The organism is Streptomyces sp. NPDC053513 (assembly GCF_044544765.1).
In the GTDB taxonomy this organism is placed as follows: Bacteria; Actinomycetota; Actinomycetes; order Streptomycetales; family Streptomycetaceae; genus Streptomyces; species Streptomyces litmocidini.
Genome location: NZ_JBITXP010000001.1, coordinates 300,664 through 317,954, shown reverse-complemented (window position 1 = coordinate 317,954; position 17,291 = coordinate 300,664). Strand labels below are relative to the sequence as shown.

General features: G+C 71.5%; 18 protein-coding genes. 13 read left to right on the top strand and 5 right to left on the bottom strand.

Annotated features, from left to right (window positions below):
* The first annotated feature begins 1 nt into the window (after position 1).
* From ACIGW4_RS01285 to ACIGW4_RS01265, 5 genes are all read left to right on the top strand, one after another.
* Positions 2 to 760 carry a DUF3710 domain-containing protein gene (locus ACIGW4_RS01285; protein WP_123455836.1) on the top strand — a complete coding sequence of 253 codons (759 nt, stop codon included), beginning with the start codon at positions 2 to 4 and terminating at the stop codon, positions 758 to 760.
* Between the two features lie 251 nt (positions 761 to 1,011).
* Positions 1,012 to 3,558: a sensor histidine kinase KdpD gene (locus ACIGW4_RS01280; protein WP_359588460.1), complete on the top strand. Its 2,547-nt coding sequence runs from the start codon at positions 1,012 to 1,014 to the stop codon at positions 3,556 to 3,558.
* A 92-nt stretch (positions 3,559 to 3,650) separates the two neighbouring features.
* Positions 3,651 to 4,337, top strand: a complete 687-nt coding sequence (locus tag ACIGW4_RS01275) for a response regulator (protein WP_123455837.1) — start codon at positions 3,651 to 3,653, stop codon at positions 4,335 to 4,337.
* A gap of 69 nt (positions 4,338 to 4,406) precedes the next feature.
* Positions 4,407 to 4,805 carry an OB-fold nucleic acid binding domain-containing protein gene (locus tag ACIGW4_RS01270; protein ID WP_123455838.1) on the top strand — a complete coding sequence of 133 codons (399 nt, stop codon included), beginning with the start codon at positions 4,407 to 4,409 and terminating at the stop codon, positions 4,803 to 4,805.
* 3 nt (positions 4,806 to 4,808) lie between these two features.
* Positions 4,809 to 5,558, top strand: a complete 750-nt coding sequence (locus ACIGW4_RS01265) for a DUF3159 domain-containing protein (RefSeq protein WP_399577650.1) — start codon at positions 4,809 to 4,811, stop codon at positions 5,556 to 5,558.
* Between the two features lie 71 nt (positions 5,559 to 5,629).
* On the opposite strand, the gene ACIGW4_RS01260 is transcribed toward ACIGW4_RS01265, so the two are convergent.
* Both ACIGW4_RS01260 and ACIGW4_RS01255 read right to left on the bottom strand, forming a co-directional pair.
* Positions 5,630 to 6,307 carry a TrkA family potassium uptake protein gene (locus ACIGW4_RS01260; RefSeq protein ID WP_123455840.1) on the bottom strand — a complete coding sequence of 226 codons (678 nt, stop codon included), beginning with the start codon at positions 6,305 to 6,307 and terminating at the stop codon, positions 5,630 to 5,632.
* Positions 6,307 to 6,975 carry a TrkA family potassium uptake protein gene (locus ACIGW4_RS01255; RefSeq protein WP_041131658.1) on the bottom strand — a complete coding sequence of 223 codons (669 nt, stop codon included), beginning with the start codon at positions 6,973 to 6,975 and terminating at the stop codon, positions 6,307 to 6,309. The genes ACIGW4_RS01260 and ACIGW4_RS01255 overlap by 1 nt, the downstream gene beginning before the upstream one ends.
* 234 nt (positions 6,976 to 7,209) lie before the next feature.
* Here ACIGW4_RS01255 and ACIGW4_RS01250 point away from each other — a divergent pair, with 234 nt between their 5' ends.
* Together ACIGW4_RS01250 and ACIGW4_RS01245 are read left to right on the top strand one after the other, a co-directional pair.
* A complete protein-coding gene (locus ACIGW4_RS01250; RefSeq protein WP_123455841.1) occupies positions 7,210 to 9,261 on the top strand; it encodes an APC family permease in 2,052 nt (683 codons plus the stop codon).
* 85 nt (positions 9,262 to 9,346) lie between these two features.
* Positions 9,347 to 10,675 carry a class I SAM-dependent RNA methyltransferase gene (locus ACIGW4_RS01245; protein WP_123455842.1) on the top strand — a complete coding sequence of 443 codons (1,329 nt, stop codon included), beginning with the start codon at positions 9,347 to 9,349 and terminating at the stop codon, positions 10,673 to 10,675.
* An 84-nt stretch (positions 10,676 to 10,759) separates the two neighbouring features.
* Here ACIGW4_RS01245 and ACIGW4_RS01240 read toward each other — a convergent pair whose 3' ends face one another.
* A complete protein-coding gene (locus tag ACIGW4_RS01240; RefSeq protein WP_399577647.1) occupies positions 10,760 to 11,095 on the bottom strand; it encodes a hypothetical protein in 336 nt (111 codons plus the stop codon).
* Positions 11,096 to 11,280: 185 nt separating this feature from the next.
* Between ACIGW4_RS01240 and ctaD the strand changes: the two genes are divergently transcribed.
* Both ctaD and ACIGW4_RS01230 read left to right on the top strand, forming a co-directional pair.
* Positions 11,281 to 12,999: a cytochrome c oxidase subunit I gene (gene ctaD, locus ACIGW4_RS01235; protein WP_399577646.1), complete on the top strand. Its 1,719-nt coding sequence runs from the start codon at positions 11,281 to 11,283 to the stop codon at positions 12,997 to 12,999.
* A complete protein-coding gene (locus tag ACIGW4_RS01230; protein ID WP_399577643.1) occupies positions 12,996 to 13,439 on the top strand; it encodes a hypothetical protein in 444 nt (147 codons plus the stop codon). Before ctaD ends, ACIGW4_RS01230 begins: the two co-directional genes overlap by 4 nt.
* Positions 13,440 to 13,553: 114 nt before the next feature.
* Here the strand turns inward: ACIGW4_RS01230 and ACIGW4_RS01225 are convergent, their stop codons facing one another.
* Together ACIGW4_RS01225 and ACIGW4_RS01220 are read right to left on the bottom strand one after the other, a co-directional pair.
* Complete coding sequence (locus ACIGW4_RS01225) at positions 13,554 to 13,763, bottom strand: hypothetical protein (protein WP_399577641.1); 210 nt, start codon at positions 13,761 to 13,763, stop codon at positions 13,554 to 13,556.
* A gap of 98 nt (positions 13,764 to 13,861) precedes the next feature.
* Entirely contained in the window at positions 13,862 to 14,083 is a 222-nt protein-coding gene (locus ACIGW4_RS01220; RefSeq protein WP_398710599.1) for a hypothetical protein, read from the bottom strand.
* A gap of 178 nt (positions 14,084 to 14,261) precedes the next feature.
* On the opposite strand from ACIGW4_RS01220, the gene ACIGW4_RS01215 reads away from it, so the two are divergent.
* The 4 genes from ACIGW4_RS01215 (at position 14,262) to ACIGW4_RS01200 (ending at position 17,289) form a co-directional block, all read left to right on the top strand.
* A complete protein-coding gene (locus tag ACIGW4_RS01215; protein ID WP_399577639.1) occupies positions 14,262 to 14,651 on the top strand; it encodes a hypothetical protein in 390 nt (129 codons plus the stop codon).
* A 140-nt stretch (positions 14,652 to 14,791) separates the two neighbouring features.
* Positions 14,792 to 15,271, top strand: coding sequence for an SPW repeat protein (locus ACIGW4_RS01210; protein ID WP_399577637.1), 480 nt, complete (start codon positions 14,792 to 14,794; stop codon positions 15,269 to 15,271).
* A 578-nt stretch (positions 15,272 to 15,849) separates the two neighbouring features.
* Complete coding sequence (locus tag ACIGW4_RS01205) at positions 15,850 to 16,251, top strand: hypothetical protein (RefSeq protein ID WP_399577636.1); 402 nt, start codon at positions 15,850 to 15,852, stop codon at positions 16,249 to 16,251.
* Positions 16,252 to 16,629: 378 nt separating this feature from the next.
* Complete coding sequence (locus ACIGW4_RS01200; RefSeq protein WP_399577634.1) at positions 16,630 to 17,289, top strand: phosphatase PAP2 family protein; 660 nt, start codon at positions 16,630 to 16,632, stop codon at positions 17,287 to 17,289.
* The last annotated feature ends 2 nt before the right edge of the window (positions 17,290 to 17,291 follow it).

The window sequence follows — 17,291 nt, the reverse complement described above, 5'->3', positions numbered from 1 at the left end:
CGTGTTCGGACGTCGCAAGAAGAGCGGTGCCGCCGAGGACGCGGCGGGCGAGGCCGAGCAGGTCGTCGACGCGGTGGAGGGCGAGGACGCGGCCGAGCCGCGCCGCGTGAACCTTCCGCCGGCGCCCCGGCCCGACGGGCCCTGGGACATCTCCGAGGTCGCCAAGCCCGACGAGGGCCGCGTGGACCTCGGCGGAATCTTCGTGCCCGGAGTCGAGGGCATGGAACTGCGGGTCGAGGTGGCGGGCGACGCGATCGTCGCGGCCACCGTCGTCCTGCGCGACAGCGCCGTACAGCTGCAGGCCTTCGCCGCCCCCAAGAACGAGGGCATCTGGGGCGAGGTCCGCGACGAGATCGCCACCGGCATCGTCCAGCAGGGCGGCGCCATCGACGAGGTCGAGGGCCCGCTCGGCTGGGAGCTGCGGGCCCAGGTCCCGGTGCAGCTGCCGGACGGCAACCGCGGCGTGCAGCTGGTCCGCTTCGTGGGCGTCGACGGGCCCCGCTGGTTCCTGCGCGGAGTGATCTCCGGGCAGGGCGCGGTCCAGCCCGAGGCCGCCGGCCTCCTGGAGCAGATCGTCCGGGACACCGTGGTCGTCCGCGGCGAGGGCCCGATGGCCCCGCGCGACCCGATCGTCCTCAAGCTGCCGAACGACGCGCAGATGGTGCCGGACGGCGTGCAGCAGGAGGAGCAGGAGAGCTCCCGCTTCTCCGGCGGCATGGGCCAGCTCCAGCGCGGTCCGGAGATCTCCGAGATCCGCTGAGTCCCCGGGCTCCGATGAGCCCCAGGCTCCGCCGAGCCCCGGGCTCCGCCGACGTGTGGCAAGGCCGGTGGACCGTCTCCCGTACCCCTCGTACGGGAGACGGCCCACCGGCCGTTCTCCCCCGGGGCCGGTCCGGCGCGGGGCGCCCCCTCGGCGGCCAGGTCGCGGGGCACATCAGGATCACGTCAATACCGCCCGCGGCCCCTCCCCGCGCACCGAATGTCCGATTGGCTGGACGTATGGTCGAGACCATGGGACGCGGCAAGCTTCGGATCTACCTCGGCGCTGCGCCGGGCGTCGGCAAGACCTACGCGATGCTCGCCGAGGGCCGCCGCCGGGCGGAGCGCGGCACGGACTGCGTGGCGGCGTTCGTGGAGCACCACGGCCGACCGCGCACGGAGGCCATGCTGCACGGCCTGGAGGAGGTCCCGCGCCGCACCCTGGAGCACCGGGGGGCGGCCTTCACGGAGATGGACGTCGACGCCGTCCTCGCCCGCCGTCCCGCCGTCGCCCTCGTCGACGAGCTCGCCCACACGAACGTGCCGGGCTCCCGCAACCCCAAGCGGTGGCAGGACGTCGCCGAACTCCTCGCCGCCGGCATCGACGTCGTGTCGACCGTCAACATCCAGCACCTGGAGTCCCTCGGCGACGTAGTCGAGGCGATCACCGGGGTGCGGCAGCGGGAGACCGTCCCCGACGAGGTGGTGCGCCGGGCCGACCAGATCGAACTGGTCGACATGGACCCGAAGGCGCTGCGGCGGCGGATGGCCCACGGCAACGTCTACACCCCGGACAAGGTCGACGCGGCCCTCTCCAACTACTTCCGCCCCGGCAACCTCACGGCCCTGCGCGAACTGGCCCTGCTCTGGACCGCCGACCGGGTCGACGAATACCTCCGGCAGTACCGGGGCGAGCACGGCATCCGCTCCACCTGGCAGGCCCGGGAGCGCATCGTCGTCGGTCTGACCGGCGGCCCCGAGGGCCGCACCCTCATACGACGCGCCACCCGGCTCGCCGAGAAGGGCGCCGGCGGCGAGGTCCTCGCCGTCTACATCGCCCGCAGCGACGGCCTCACCGCCGCCTCCCCGAAGGAGCTGGCCGTCCAGCGCACCCTCGTCGAGGACCTCGGCGGAACGTTCCACCACGTCATCGGCGACGACATCCCCTCGGCGCTCCTGGAATTCGCCCGCGGGGTCAACGCCACCCAGATCGTCCTCGGCTCCAGCCGCCGCCGGACCTGGCAGTACGTGCTCGGCCCCGGCGTCGGCCAGACCGTGGCCCGCGACTCCGGACCCGACCTCGACGTCCACATCGTCACCCACGACGAGGTCGCCAAGGGCCGGGGCCTGCCCGTCGCGCGCGGCGCCCGCCTCGGCCGCTCCCGGATCCTCGGCGGCTGGCTCGCCGGCGTCGCGGGCCCGGTCGCCCTGGCCCTGCTCCTCACGCACGTCGACGCCGACCTCGGGCTCGCCAACGACATGCTGCTCTTCCTCGCCCTGACCGTGGCCGCCGCGCTGCTCGGCGGGTTCCTGCCGGCGCTCGCCTCGGCCGCCGCCGGCTCCCTCCTCCTCAACTGGTTCTTCACCCCGCCGGTCCACCGCCTGACCATCGCCGACCCCCTCAACATCGTCGCCATCGCCGTCTTCTTCGGCGTCGCGATGTCGGTCGCCTCCGTGGTCGACCTGGCCGCCCGGCGCACCCACCAGGCCGCCCGGCTGCGCGCCGAGTCCGAGGTGCTCTCCTACCTGGCCGGCAGCGTGCTGCGCGGCGAGACGAGCCTGGACGCCCTCCTGGAACGGGTCCGCGAGACCTTCTCCATGGAGTCCGTGGCCCTCCTGGAGCGCGCGGACGACGTCGAGCCGTGGACCCGGGCCGCGAGCGTCGGCCCCCATCCCGCGGCCCGGCCGGAGGACGCCGACGTGGACATGCCCGTCGGCGACCACCTGGCGCTCGCCCTGACCGGCCGGGTGCTGCCCGCCGAGGACCGGCGGGTGCTCGGCGCCTTCGCCGCCCAGGCCGCGGTCGTCCTCGACCGGCAACGGCTCGTCGGCGAGGCCGAGGAGGCCCGGAAACTGGCCGAGGGCAACAAGATCCGCACCTCCCTGCTCGCCGCCGTCAGCCACGACCTGCGGACCCCGCTCGCGAGCATCAAGGCCTCCGTCTCCTCCCTCCGCTCCGACGACGTCGAATGGTCCGAGCAGGACAGGGCCGAGCTCCTGGAGGGCATCGAGGCCGGCGCCGACCGCCTCGACCACCTCGTGGGCAACCTCCTCGACATGTCCCGCCTCCAGACCGGCACGGTCACCCCCCTGATCCGGGCCGTCGACCTCGACGAGGTCGTCCCCATGGCCCTCGGGGGAGTGCCCGACGGCAGCGCCGAGCTCGACATCCCCGAGACGCTGCCCATGGTCGAGGTCGACAAGGGCCTCCTGGAGCGGGCCGTCGCCAACATCGTGGAGAACGCCGTGAAGTACAGCCCCGAGGGCGTGCCCGTCGCCGTCGCCGCCAGCGCCCTGGGGGACCGGGTCGAGCTGCGGGTCGTGGACCGCGGCCCCGGCGTCCCCGACGAGGCCAAGGACGGCATCTTCGAGCCCTTCCAACGCCTCGGCGACGCCCCGCGCGGCTCCGGCGTCGGCCTCGGCCTCGCCGTCGCCCGCGGCTTCGTCGAGGCCATGGGCGGGACGCTCGGCGCCGAGGACACCCCCGGCGGCGGCCTCACCATGGTGCTCACCCTGCGCGCCGCGCCGGGCGGCCCCCGGGCCCCGGCCGCCGGCCTCCCGGCCCGCGCCGTGACCTGACCGGCGGCCGCACCCGTATCCGGCGCCGGTACCCACCTCCGTACCCTCCCGACATCCGTACCCCGACACGACGAAGAAGGCAGGCCCCCTCCATGACCCGGGTCCTCGTGGTCGACGACGAGCCGCAGATCGTCCGCGCCCTGGTGATCAACCTGAAGGCGCGGAAGTACGAGGTCGACGCCGCGCCCGACGGCGCCACCGCCCTCCGGCTCGCCGCCGAACGCCAACCCGACGTCGTCGTCCTCGACCTCGGACTGCCCGACATGGACGGCGTCGACGTGATCAAGGGCCTGCGCGGCTGGACGAGGGTGCCGATCCTCGTCCTGTCCGCCCGGCAGACCTCCGACGAGAAGGTCGAGGCGCTCGACGCGGGCGCCGACGACTACGTCACCAAGCCCTTCGGCATGGACGAGCTGCTCGCCCGGCTGCGCGCGGCCGTGCGCCGCGCCGAGCCGGTCGGCGGCGCCGAGGACGGGGTCGCCGTGGTCGAGACCGCGGGCTTCACCGTCGACCTGGCCGCGAAGAAGGTCCACCGCGACGGGCGCGACGTGCGGCTCACCCCCACCGAATGGCACCTCCTGGAGGTCCTCGTCCGCAACGCCGGCAGGCTCGTCGGCCAGAAGCAGCTCCTCCAGGAGGTCTGGGGACCCTCGTACGGCACGGAGACCAACTACCTCCGGGTCTACATGGCGCAGCTCCGGCGCAAGCTGGAGACCGACCCCTCGCACCCGCGCCACTTCGTCACCGAGCCGGGCATGGGGTACCGCTTCGAACGCTGAAACGGAAGCCGTACGGGCGGGTGGTCCGGGGCCGCTTCCGGTGACAGCGGTGGCCGGTACGCTTTCTGTATGAGTGCTGCACCGCGTACGGAGAAGCCGGCCGGAAGGTTCCGCCGGATGCTCGACCGCCTCTCCTCCTCCCCGGAGGACCTGGAGTCGGAGGAGCTCCAGGAGGACACCGAGGCCTCGGGGTGCACGCGTATCTCCGACTGCTCCGACCGACAGATAGTCAAGGTGACTGGTACCTTGCGCACGGTCACGCTGCGTCCCCGGGCCGGTGTGCCCGCGCTGGAGGCCGAGCTCTTCGACGGCACGGCACCGCTCGACGTCGTGTGGCTCGGCCGGCGCTCCATCGTGGGCATCGAACCGGGACGCAAGCTGATCGCCTCCGGCCGGATCTCCATGAGCCACGGCCGGCGGGTCCTCTTCAACCCCAAATACGAGCTCCGACCGCTCGGACAGGAGTAGCCGGTGACGTCCCTCGACAAGCCGACCGCGGACCGCTCGACCCCGGACCAGGACGCCCAGGCGGACAAGGCCGTGACCGAGGCCGCGCTCTTCGAGGCCTTCGGCGGTCTGCGAGGCATGATCGAGACGGTCCTGCCCGGCCTGCTGTTCGTCACGATCTTCACGATCAACAAGAACCTGCACGTCTCGGCCATCGCCGCGCTCGCGGTCTCGCTGGTCCTGGTGGCCGTCCGGCTGATCCGCAGGGACACCGTCAAGCACGCCTTCAGCGGCGTCTTCGGCGTCGCCTTCGGCGTGGTCTTCGCGATGATGACGGGCAACGCCAAGGACTTCTACCTGCCGGGCATGCTCTACACCCTGGGCCTCGCCCTGGCCTACATCATCACCGCGCTCGCCGGAGTGCCCCTGATCGGCCTGATCCTCGGCCCGGTCTTCAAGGAGAACCTCTCCTGGCGCACCCGCAACCCGGGCCGCAAGAAGGCCTACACCAAGGCCAGCTGGGCCTGGGGCCTGATCCTGCTCGGCAAGTGCGCGATCCTCTTCCCGATGTACTGGTGGGCCGACACCACCAAGTTCGGCTGGGTGCTCGTCGCCCTCAAGATCCCGCCGTTCCTGCTCGCGGTCTACCTCACCTGGGTGTTCCTCGCGAAGGCCCCGGCGCCGATCGACGTCTTCGCCGAGATGGAGGCCGAGGAGCGCGCCGAGAAGGAGCGCGAGGCGGCCGCCGCCGCACAGCACCGGCCGGGGGCCTGAGCAGCGGTACGAGAGAGGGCCCGGACCTGTCCACCAGGTCCGGGCCCTTCCGCGTACACCCACGCCCGGGATCAGGACTCGGGAGTCTCCCGGCGGACCTGGAGGAGGTCCTCCAACTGCTCCTCGCGGGCCTGCGCGGCCACGAACAGCAGCTCGTCGCCGGCCTCCAGGGTCTCCTCGGGGCTCGGCGTCAGCACCCGCGAACCGCGGATGATCGTCACCAGCGAGGTGTCCTGCGGCCAGGCCACGTCCCCCACGGCGGTGCCGGCGACCGCCGACTCCGGCGGCAGCGTCAGCTCGACCAGGTTCGCGTCGCCGTGGCTGAAGCGGAGCAGCCGGACCAGGTCGCCGACGCTCACCGCCTCCTCGACCAGGGCCGACATCAGCCGCGGAGTCGAGACGGCCACGTCCACGCCCCAGGCCTCGTTGAACAGCCACTCGTTCTTCGGGTTGTTCACCCGGGCGACCACGCGCGGCACGCCGTACTCGGTCTTGGCGAGCAGCGAGACGACCAGGTTCACCTTGTCGTCACCGGTCGCCGCGATCACCACGTTGCAGCGCTGCAGCGCCGCCTCGTCCAGCGAGGTGATCTCGCAGGCGTCGGCGAGCAGCCACTCCGCCTGCGGCACCCGCTCCACCGAGATGGCGGTCGGCGCCTTGTCGACCAGCAGGACCTCGTGGCCGTTCTCCAGGAGCTCGCCCGCGATGGAACGGCCCACCGCACCCGCGCCCGCAATAGCGACACGCATCAGTGACCGCCCTCCTCGGGACCCTCGGCGAAGGCCGCCTCGACCTTCGCGATCTCGTCCGTACGCATCATCACGTGCACCAGGTCACCTTCCTGGAGCACCGTCTGCGAGGTCGGCAGAATCGCTTCGCCCAGCCGGGTGAGGAAGGCGACGCGGACGCCGGTCTCCTCCTGGAGCCGGCTCACCTTGTGGCCGATCCACGCCGGGGAGGTGTGCACCTCGGCGAGCTGCACGCCACCGCTCGGGTCGCGCCACAGCGGCTCCGCGCCCGAGGGCAGCAGCCGGCGGAGCATCTGGTCGGCGGTCCAGCGGACCGTCGCGACCGTCGGGATCCCGAGGCGCTGGTAGACCTCGGCGCGACGCGGGTCGTAGATCCGCGCCGCCACGTTCTCGATGCCGAACATCTCGCGCGCGACCCGCGCCGCGATGATGTTGGAGTTGTCGCCGCTGCTCACCGCGGCGAAGGCACCGGCCTCCTCGATCCCGGCCTCACGCAGCGTGTCCTGGTCGAAGCCCACGCCCGTGACCCGCCGGCCGCCGAAACCCGAGCCCAGACGGCGGAAAGCCGTCGGGTCCTGGTCCACGACCGCGACGGTGTGCCCCTGCTGCTCCAGGGTCTGCGCGAGAGCGGCTCCCACTCGCCCGCAGCCCATGATGACGATGTGCACGTCCCCTTACCCCGCACTCCTGATCGCCCTGCTGACCTGCGAATACACCCTGCTCACAACTTTCCTCGCCCGATCGGCCCGGGCCGTGGCGGGCAACGCCCTGACGGGTCGCCCGGTCCGAGCTTAAGCGGCAACGCTGGCGGGGACCGCATCCGAGGTGGTACTCAGGGAGATTCGGTGCGGATCGGGGGTGCCGGTGCGCGTGGCTCTTTTCGAACGCTTACGATCCTCTGCGTGTCCAAACTGACCGACGTGCCCAAACGGATCCTGATCGGGCGGGCCCTGCGCAGCGACAAGCTGGGAGAGACCCTTCTCCCGAAGCGGATCGCCCTCCCCGTCTTCGCCTCCGACCCGCTGTCCTCGGTGGCGTACGCCCCCGGCGAGGTGCTGCTCGTCCTCTCCGTCGCCGGCCTGTCGGCCTACCACTTCAGCCCGTGGATCGCGCTCGCGGTCGTCGTTCTGATGTTCACGGTGGTCGCGTCGTACCGGCAGAACGTGCACGCGTACCCGAGCGGCGGCGGCGACTACGAGGTCGCCACCACCAACCTCGGGCCGAAGGCCGGACTCACCGTCGCGAGCGCCCTGCTCGTCGACTACGTCCTGACCGTCGCCGTGTCGATCGCCTCGGGCATCGAGAACCTCGGCTCCGCGGTCCCCTTCATCGTCGAGCACAAGGTGCCCTCGGCGATCGCGGTCATCGTCCTCCTCACCCTCATGAACCTCCGGGGTGTGAAGGAGTCGGGCAGCCTCTTCGCCATCCCGACGTACGTCTTCGTCGCCGGCGTCTTCATCATGATCATCTGGGGCGCGTACCGGGGGATCGTCCTCGACGAGACCATGCGCGCCCCCACCGCCGACTTCGAGATCAAGGCCGAGCACCAGGGCCTGGCCGGCTTCGCGCTGGTCTTCCTGCTGCTGCGGGCGTTCTCCTCCGGCTGTGCCGCCCTCACCGGCGTCGAGGCCATCTCCAACGGCGTCCCCGCCTTCCGCAAGCCGAAGTCGAAGAACGCGGCCACCACGCTCGCCCTCATGGGCGGCCTGGCCGTCACCATGTTCTGCGGCATCATCTTCCTGGCCATGGCCACCGACGTCCGGATGGCCGAGAACCCCGGCGAGGACCTGCTGCACAACGGCGTCCCGCTCGGCGCGGGCTACGTCCAGGACCCGGTGATCTCCCAGGTCGCGGCCGCCGTCTTCGGAGACGGAACGTTCTTGTTCGTCGTCCTCGCCGCCGCCACCGCCCTCGTGCTCTTCCTGGCCGCCAACACCGCGTACAACGGCTTCCCGCTCCTCGGCTCGATCCTCGCCCAGGACCGGTACCTGCCGCGCCAGCTGCACACCCGCGGCGACCGCCTCGCCTTCTCCAACGGCATCGTGCTCCTCGCCGGCGCCGCCGCCCTCCTCGTCTGGATCTACGGAGCCGACTCCACCCGGCTGATCCAGCTCTACATCGTCGGCGTCTTCGTCTCCTTCACCCTCAGCCAGATCGGCATGGTCCGGCACTGGAACCGCCACCTGACGACCGAGAAGGACCCGGCCAAGCGCCGCCACATGATCCGCTCCCGCGCGATCAACGCCTTCGGCGCCTTCTTCACCGGCCTCGTCCTCGTCGTCGTCCTCGCCACCAAGTTCACGCACGGCGCCTGGGTCGCCCTGCTCGGCATGGTGATCTTCTACGGGACGATGACCGCGATCCGACGGCACTACGACTCGGTCGCCGCGGAGATCGCCGCCGCGGAGGAGCGCCCCGACGAGTACGTGCGCCCCTCCCGGGTCCGCTCGATCGTCCTCGTCTCCAAGCTCCACAAGCCCACCCTGCGCGCCCTGGCCTACGCCAAGCTCATGCACGCCGGCGAGCTCGAGGCGCTGACCGTCAACGTCGACCCGGCCGAGACGAAGGCGCTCAAGGAGGAGTGGGAGCGGCGCAACATCAACGTCCCGCTCAAGATCCTCGACTCGCCGTACCGCGAGATCACCCGGCCGGTGATCGAGTACGTGAAGAACATGCGCCGCGAGAGCCCGCGCGACGCCGTCTCCGTCTACATCCCCGAGTACGTCGTCGGCCACTGGTACGAGCACCTGCTCCACAACCAGTCCGCGCTCCGCCTCAAGGGCCGGCTGCTCTTCACCCCCGGCGTGATGGTCACGTCCGTCCCGTACCAGCTCCAGTCCTCCGAGGCCGCGAAGAACCGGGCCAGGAAGCGCCAGGAGTGGAACGCGCCGGGCTCCGTCCGCCGCGGCCCGGTGGAGAAGCGCCAGAAGGAACCCACCGCGAAGAACAACTGAGAAACAGCAACTAGACTGGTGGGCTGCCGTCGGACCGTGGTCCGAGCGGCAGCCCACCTTCTTCTTCCCTCTGGAGTCCCCGGTCATGCAGAACACCCCTGTCACGTCGCTGGTCGGGGCGGAGTACGAGGTAGAGGTCGGCCCGGTCGCCCACGGCGGCCACTGCATCGCCCGCACGGAAGCCGGCCGGGTCCTCTTCGTCCGCCACGCCCTGCCCGGCGAGCGCGTCCGGGTGCGGGTCACCGAGGGCGAGGAGACCTCCCGCTTCCTGCGCGCCGACGCGATCGAGATCCTGGACGCCTCCAAGGACCGCGTCGAGGCCCCCTGCCCCTTCGCCGGGCCCGGCAAGTGCGGCGGCTGCGACTGGCAGCACGCCAAGCCCGGCGCCCAGCGCCGCCTGAAGGGTGAGGTCATCGCGGAACAGCTCCAGCGCCTGGCCGGGCTCACCCCGGAGGAGGCCGGCTGGGACGGCACCGTCATGCCCGCCGAGGGCGACAAGCTCCCCGCGGGCGAGGTCCCGCAGTGGCGCACCCGCGTCCAGTACGCCGTCGACGCCGAGGGCCACGCGGGCCTGCGCAAGCACCGCTCCCACGAGGTCGAGATCATCGACCACTGCATGATCGCCGCCGAGGGCGTCTCGGAGCTCGGCATCGAGAAGCGGAGCTGGGAGGGCATGGCGGCCATCGAGGCCATCGCGGCCTCCGGCTCCAACGACCGCCAGGTCATCCTCACCCCCCGCCCGGGCGCCCGCCTCCCCCTCGTCGAGCTGGACAAGCCGGTCTCCGTGATGCGCGTCGACGAGAAGGACGGCGGCGTCCACCGCGTCCACGGCCGCGCCTTCGTCCGCGAGCGCGCCGACGACCGCACCTACCGCGTCGGCAGCGGCGGCTTCTGGCAGGTCCACCCGAAGGCCGCGCAGACCCTGATGCTCGCCGTCATGCAGGGCCTCACCCCCCGCAAGGGCGAGACGGCCCTCGACCTCTACTGCGGCGTCGGCCTCTTCGCGGGCGCCCTCGCCGACCGCGTCGGCGACCAGGGCGCGGTCCTCGGCATCGAGTCCGGCAAGCGCGCGGTCGAGGACGCCCGCCACAACCTGGCCGGCTTCCCGCGCGTCCGCATCGAACAGGGCAAGGTCGAGTCGGTCCTCCCGCGCACCGGCATCACCGAGGTCGACCTCATCGTCCTGGACCCGCCCCGCGCGGGCGCCGGCAAGCAGACGGTCCACCACCTGGCCGGCCTGGGCGCCCGCCGCATCGCCTACGTGGCCTGCGACCCGGCCGCCCTGGCCCGAGACCTCGCCTACTTCGCGGAACGCGGCTACAAGGTCCGGACCCTGCGAGCGTTCGACCTGTTTCCGATGACGCACCACGTGGAGTGCGTGGCGATCCTGGAGCCGGTGAAGAAGGACGCCTGAGCTGGGGCCTGCGCGTGCTCGGGAGGGGCGATGGGGGTACGCGACACCCCGGCGCTGAGCTGATGCTCGTTCCGGTGGAGTGGGTCAGGCCCCTTCCACGACCGAGAGGTGGTGGCGTAGCTCGTCGGTCACGCGTGCCCTGTCGCCGTCGGCGGGAAGGCGCCAGTCCGTCTCGATGCCCCGTTCCACGGCCGGCTCGCTGCTGAAGCGGACGAGGTCGGGGGCGGGCAGGTAGGTGTCGCGCAGCCAGAGGAGGAAGGGGGCCGCCTCACCCGCCGTGGTGTCGGACAGCATCACGCAGTCCCGCCCGTGGACGGTGGCGGTGCCGTCGTACCCGGCGTCTTGGTCGGTGCCCGCCCGGAAGGCGTCAGCGGCCTCCGGACGTCGGATCGACCAACCCGAGGACAGCGCCGCCAGCACGGTTCGCGACACCCCGTGCCCGCCGAACGGGGCTCCTGCTGCGGGAGGAAGAGCAGATCCGCAGGTCAGTGTCGGTGTGATGAAGAGACTGATCCCGATTGTCCGTGTCCGGGCGGTTATCGGGAGCTATGGGGTCTATGGTCGCCACGCCCGCCGGCATCCCTTTGAGCCCTCACGGAGTCCACATGGTCGTCTCCACGGAACCACCCACCCTCGTACCGGTGAAGAAGAGGGGCTGGGGGAGTGTCGTCGTGGACTGGCTGACGACGACGGACCACAAGAAGATCGGGCACCTCTACCTGGTCACGTCGTTCGTCTTCTTCCTGCTCGGCGGCATGCTCGCCCTGGTGATCCGTGCGGAACTGGCGCGGCCGGGGCTGCAGATCGTCTCGCCCGAGCAGTACAACCAGGCGTTCACCCTGCACGGCACGGTGATGCTGCTGCTCTTCGCGACCCCGACCTTCGCCGGCTTCGCCAACGCGATCATGCCGTTGCAGATCGGGTCGCCCGATGTGGCGTTCCCGCGGTTGAACATGTTCTCGTACTGGCTGTTCCTGTTCGGCGGCCTGATCGCCTTCTGCGGCATCTTCACCAGCCAGGGCACCGCGGACTTCGGCTGGACCGCCTACACGCCGCTCAGCGGCGGGGAACGCACCCCGTACGTCGGCGGTGACATGTGGATCATGGGACTCGCGCTCGGCGGCTTCGGGACGATCCTGGGCGCGGTCAACTTCATCACCACGATCATCTGCATGCGCGCTCCGGGCATGACGATGTTCCGGATGCCGATCTTCACGTGGAACGTGCTGCTGACCTCGGTGCTCGTACTGTTCGCGTTCCCCGTGCTGGCGGCGGCGCTGTTCGCGCTCGAGGCGGACCGGCAGTTCGGCGCGCACGTCTACGACCCGGAGAACGGCGGCGCGCTGTTGTGGCAGCACCTGTTCTGGTTCTTCGGGCACCCCGAGGTCTACATCATCGCGCTGCCGTTCTTCGGCATCGTCACCGAGATCCTGCCCGTCTTCTCCCGCAAGCCGATCTTCGGTTACGTGGGGCTCATCGGGGCCACGATCGCCATCGCCGGCCTGTCGGTGACCGTCTGGGCGCACCACATGTTCGCCACCGGCGCGGTGCTGCTGCCGTTCTTCTCCTTCATGACCTTCCTGATCGCGGTGCCGACCGGGGTGAAGTTCTTCAACTGGATCGGCACGATGTGGAACGGCTCGATCTCCTTCGAGACCCCGATGCTGTGGTCCATCGGCTTTCTCGTCACCTTCCTGTTCGGCGGGCTCACCGGGATCATCCTCGCCTCGCCGCCCATGGACTTCCACGTCACCGACAGCTACTTCGTCGTGGCCCACTTCCACTACGTGGTCTTCGGGACGGTCGTCTTCGCGATGTTCGCCGGCTTCTACTTCTGGTGGCCCAAGATGACCGGCACCATGCTCGACGAACGCCTCGGCAAGATCCATTTCTGGACGCTCTTCGTCGGCTTCCACACCACGTTCCTCGTCCAGCACTGGCTCGGGGCCGAGGGAATGCCCCGCCGCTACGCCGACTACCTGCAGGCCGACGGATTCACCACCCTCAACACGATCTCCTCCATCGGCGCGTTCCTGCTGGGCATGTCGACCCTGCCGTTCTTCTACAACGTCTGGAAGACGGCCAAGACCGCCCCCCGGGTCACCGTGGACGACCCCTGGGGCTTCGGCCGCTCCCTGGAATGGGCGACCTCCTGCCCCCCTCCCCGCCACAACTTCCTCACCATCCCGCGCATCCGCTCCGAGTCCCCGGCCTTCGACCTCAACTTCCCGGAACTGGCGGCCCTCGACCACAGTCAGTCGCACAAGCGGGACGTCATCGACGACCCCGGCGCCAGGCAGAACCCACAAGACGGCGGAGCATGACCACGCAGAGGCGCCGGGAGCCGGGAGACGTCGCGGGACAGCGGGCCCAGCGGGACGGCGACGCTCCCGGGCCGGCCGGATGCGGTGTCCGCCGCCCGCACTCACCCGCCGCGGAGGTGACCGCCGGCATCGCCCGGCTGGAGGGCTACCTGCTCGTCCAGCGCGCCAGGACCGAGGCCGCCGAGGCCGGCGCCGCGTTCGCCCGCCGGTTCGCCTGGCTGGGGCCCCATGAGCAGGCGGAGATCGCTCGCGCATTCGAGCGGGAGTACCTGTCCGTACGGCGCCGGATGCTCCGGGCCACCGTCGCCCGCGCGGACGAACTCCGCGACGAGTACAGCCGGCGCTACGCCTTCCTGCGCCGCCGCCTTGTCGCCGCCGTTCTCGGCCTGACCGCCGCCGCGTCCGTCGTGCTGGCCGTCGCGGCGCGCGGCACCGGTTGATCAGGTGTGCCCGCGGTCCAGCCGCCACAGCAGCATGGACGCGACGCTGAGGACGATCAGGACGCCGCCGGCCACGACGGCCAGTACGCGGTCCGCCGTGTACACGGCGGTGTTCTACGCGTCGAGGACGAACGGCGCGACGAGGAGCCACACGCCGGCGAGGCCGACGACGGCGTCGGATCGCAGACTCCCGCCACGGTAGACGCGCCACCCCGCGGTGAACGCCACGACGAGACCGACGAGCATCTCGTCGATCTGCGCGTCCTTCGAACCCGCCTGCGTGGCCATCGGCATCACCAGAAGCAGCACCGAGACCGCTGGCATGAGCAGACCCAGGATCTGATCCTGGCCCCCTGGCGCAGTACGTGAACCGTCCGTGGCGGGATCCGAAGGTCTTCGCCGGAGTCGTGCGCTGTTCGCGGTCACCACTCGGGGTGGACGTCGTGACTGTCGTAGCGGGAACCGGACGCGGTGATCCAGGGCCTGAAGCGACCGGGCCCGGAGGCCTCGTGCGCATAGGTCACCGGTTCCTCCGTATCGTCGGTGACGATGACGGATCCCGCCTTCTGCGCGCAGCGCAGGGCGTGCGTCCAGTGCCGGCCACGGTGATCGGTGCGGTAGTCGGGGGTCTTGCACGGAGCCATCGCTCTCACCGCCATGTCATGAGGTGACCGGCCCGCCCGCGCAGGACGGACGGGCGTCCGGCTGACGCCGAACATGCGGAAATACCCCATTTATGTATTTTTGAACATCCTGGTTCCGGGGATGTGACGGACATCGGCTCCGGTCCGCCGCCCCCGATCACCGCAGCAGGGAGAAGCAATGGCGTCGAGCGCCTCGGTCCTCCTCTACAGCAGCGACGCCGACACCCGGGCGCAGGTCCGCCTGGCCGTCGGCCGCAGCCCCGCTCCCGACGTCCCGCCGGTCGCGTTCGTCGAGTGCGCGACCCCTCCCGCGGTCCTGCGGGCCCTGGAGACGGGCCGCGTCGACGCCTGCGTCCTGGACGGCGAGGCGGTCCCCCTGGGCGGCATGGGCGTGTGCCGGCAGATCAAGAACGAGGTCTTCCGGTGCCCGCCGGTCCTGCTCCTGATCGGCCGGCCGCAGGACGCCTGGCTGGCCGCCTGGTGCCACGCCGACGCCGTGATCACCCTGCCGGTGGAACCGTTGGAATGCGCCGCAGCCCTCGCCTCGCTGCTGCGCGCGCCGCGCTAGGGCCCGCCCGGTGGGAGATTCGACCGTCACGCCCGTGCCGCTGTGAGACGTTCGCGTATCGCGATGTGAAATTCGCCCATCTTCTCTATTTATGTCGGATTTACGGGTAGGGGGTGGGCGAGCATCCCTCGGAGGTCATCATGGCGTCGACTCATCGCGCACCGATCGAAGAACACCCCGACCTGATGGAACTGCGCGCCCGGCACGACAGGGCCGCCGTCACCCCACGAGCGCAGATGATCGAGGCCCTCGCCCTGATCACCGGCCTCTTCCTGGCCGCGTCCCCCTGGATCGTGGGCTTCAACGGCTTCACCACACTGGCCGTCACCAACCTCATCGCCGGACTCGCCTACATGCTGCTCCTCGGCGGCCTCGGCAGCTCGTACGAGCGCACCCACTCCATGGCCTGGGCCGCGGCCGTCATCGGCATCTGGACCTGCGTCGCCCCGTGGGTCGTCGCGGGCGACGTCGCCCACACCCGCTCCATCACCAGCAACCTCATCACGGGAGCCGTCGCCACGCTCCTGGCTCTCGCCGCCGCCTCCGCGGCCCGTGACCGCACCGACACCCCGCGCGGTTCCCGTATGGGCCGGCGTTCCCCCACGGCCGGAGACCGCTGACCCCTGCCACGGGTCCGGACCCGGCCGACACCGAGGCCGGGTCCGGACCCGTGCCCCTTCGCAAGCCCCTGTCGAACGTGCTCACGGCGTCCCGGACCGTGGCCTCGGGGCGCTCACGAGCGACTGCCGCCCTGGTCAGCCGGTTCGAACCGCGTCCCGCCGCCGGGCCCGTGCCGGCCGCCGACGGGCACGCACGGCGAGGGCGCAGCCGGGCAGGAGCACGACCGCCCCGAACGCGTTCCCCACCCGGTCGTCCTTTCCGTCCCGGCCCGCACGGCCCGCGCCGCGGGGTTCCCGCAGCGCGGTGCGCCGGCGCCCGCCGTCGCGCAGCGGTGCCTGGAACGGGGCACCTCCTGCGAGGGTGCTCGGGGAATGGAACCGCATCTACATCTACGGGGCAGATTCCCGCCCGATGGGGTGCCCGATGGGGTGCCCGTTGCAGGCGGAGGAGATCGCGCGGGTGCGCTTGAGGAGGGCCGACGCGGGCAGTCGCCCGTGTGCCGACGGCCTGTCCGGTCGGGGCGCGACGGTCCTCCCGGGACTGCGCGTCGATCACCCGTGAAGGGGCGGTGGGCAAGATGGCGACTCCGGTGTCCGTCGCCCGAGCGCAGGGCTGGTTCAACCTCGTGAGCGGGATGTGGCCTCTGGTCCACAGGCGCAGCTTCGAGGGGATCACCGGTCCGAAGGCCGACGTGTGGCTGCTGCAGACCGTCTCCGGGCTGCTCGTCGCCATCGGATGGGCTCAGATCCGCGGTGTGGGGACGGGAGCGGGGACGGCCCACGCGCGCCGGCTGGGCATCGGAACGGCCACCGCCCTGTTCGTGGTGGACGTCCGGTACGCCACCACCGGACGCATCCGGCGGGTCTACCTCCTTGACGCCGTCTTCCAGGCGCTGTGGCTGAACGCCTGGTTCCGCGGCAGCCCCGGCGGTCGTCGCGCCGGCATCCGGGGGAAGCGCGTGTCTCCTCCCCGACCATGACGGGCGGCCGTGCGTGGTCACCTCGACCGCACCCCACGGGCACGCACGCCCCCGACGGGGCAGGGCTTCGGGGTGTACGGGGCACGATCCATCCATGTGAGACCCCGGTCGTCACCGGGCCGCACGGGCGAAGTGGCGCCCGCTTCGGAAGAGGGGGATCGCACGGTGATCCCCGCTCGTGCACCGCGCGGTGACACCCGCCTGTGCGGAGGACGGCCATGAACAAGAAGCCCGCCGGCGGACCCGGGCGCCCCTGCCACGAGCAGTGCCAGGAGCAGCCCTCCGCGCGGTGGTGGCTGCCCGCCCGTGCCCGCCTTCTTGATTAGGGTGGCAAGTGCCGGGATCCGCCCGGACGTTGGGTTCGAAGGGTGGGGGAGAATGCGGCGCGGGCGGGTGAAGGGGGCTTCGGCCGGCGGGGTGTTGCCTTCGGCGGTACGGGTGGGGCTCGGGGGGATCGCGGGTCTTGCCGTCGTGGTGGTGGCCGCGCTCGGGGTCCTGTACGCCGGTGACGGCCGGCCCGGTGCCGTGGACGTACGGGTATGGGCGGTGGTCGGCGAGGTGACGCCGCCCTGGTGGGACGTCGCCCGGGGACTGGACTTCCTGGGGGAGCCCGTGGGCGCGGTCCTGCTGGTCGGGGCCGCCGTGGCCGGGTGCCTGCTGCTGAGGTGGCCCCGTGCGGCCGTGTTCCTCGCCGTCGGGGTCGGTGCGGCCGTGGTCGTGGCCCGGCTGCTCAAGTTCCTGGTGGGGCGCACCATTCACGGGGACAACCTGTCCTTCCCCAGCGGCCACACCGCTTTCCTCACCGCCTTCGCCCTCGTGGTGGCGCTGCTCGTGAGCGGACGGCTCGGCCTCGGCAGGGCGGCCGGTCTGTCCCTCGTCCTCGTCACGGCGCTCGTCGCCGGCGTCGCCATGGGCTGGGCGCAGGTCGTCCTGGGCGCCCACTACCCGACCGACGCCCTCGGCGGCTGGTGCACCGCGCTCGCGGTGGTGCCGGTGGTCGCGTGGGGCGTCGATCGGGTCGGTGGGGCCGGGCGGTGACG

Bases quoted from the DNA above. Each gene is read 5' to 3' on its own strand.
- ACIGW4_RS01280 (WP_359588460.1), top strand. From the start codon at position 1,012: ATGGGACGCGGCAAGCTTCGGATCTACCTCGGCGCTGCGCCGGGCGTC.
- ACIGW4_RS01275 (WP_123455837.1), top strand. From the start codon at position 3,651: ATGACCCGGGTCCTCGTGGTCGACGACGAGCCGCAGATCGTCCGCGCC.
- ACIGW4_RS01270 (WP_123455838.1), top strand. From the start codon at position 4,407: ATGAGTGCTGCACCGCGTACGGAGAAGCCGGCCGGAAGGTTCCGCCGG.
- ACIGW4_RS01260 (WP_123455840.1), bottom strand. From the start codon at position 6,307: ATGCGTGTCGCTATTGCGGGCGCGGGTGCGGTGGGCCGTTCCATCGCG.
- ACIGW4_RS01245 (WP_123455842.1), top strand. From the start codon at position 9,347: ATGCAGAACACCCCTGTCACGTCGCTGGTCGGGGCGGAGTACGAGGTA.
- ctaD (WP_399577646.1), top strand. From the start codon at position 11,281: ATGGTCGTCTCCACGGAACCACCCACCCTCGTACCGGTGAAGAAGAGG.
- ACIGW4_RS01230 (WP_399577643.1), top strand. From the start codon at position 12,996: ATGACCACGCAGAGGCGCCGGGAGCCGGGAGACGTCGCGGGACAGCGG.
- ACIGW4_RS01225 (WP_399577641.1), bottom strand. From the start codon at position 13,763: ATGCCAGCGGTCTCGGTGCTGCTTCTGGTGATGCCGATGGCCACGCAG.
- ACIGW4_RS01220 (WP_398710599.1), bottom strand. From the start codon at position 14,083: ATGGCTCCGTGCAAGACCCCCGACTACCGCACCGATCACCGTGGCCGG.
- ACIGW4_RS01215 (WP_399577639.1), top strand. From the start codon at position 14,262: ATGGCGTCGAGCGCCTCGGTCCTCCTCTACAGCAGCGACGCCGACACC.
- ACIGW4_RS01210 (WP_399577637.1), top strand. From the start codon at position 14,792: ATGGCGTCGACTCATCGCGCACCGATCGAAGAACACCCCGACCTGATG.
- ACIGW4_RS01205 (WP_399577636.1), top strand. From the start codon at position 15,850: ATGGCGACTCCGGTGTCCGTCGCCCGAGCGCAGGGCTGGTTCAACCTC.
- ACIGW4_RS01200 (WP_399577634.1), top strand. From the start codon at position 16,630: ATGCGGCGCGGGCGGGTGAAGGGGGCTTCGGCCGGCGGGGTGTTGCCT.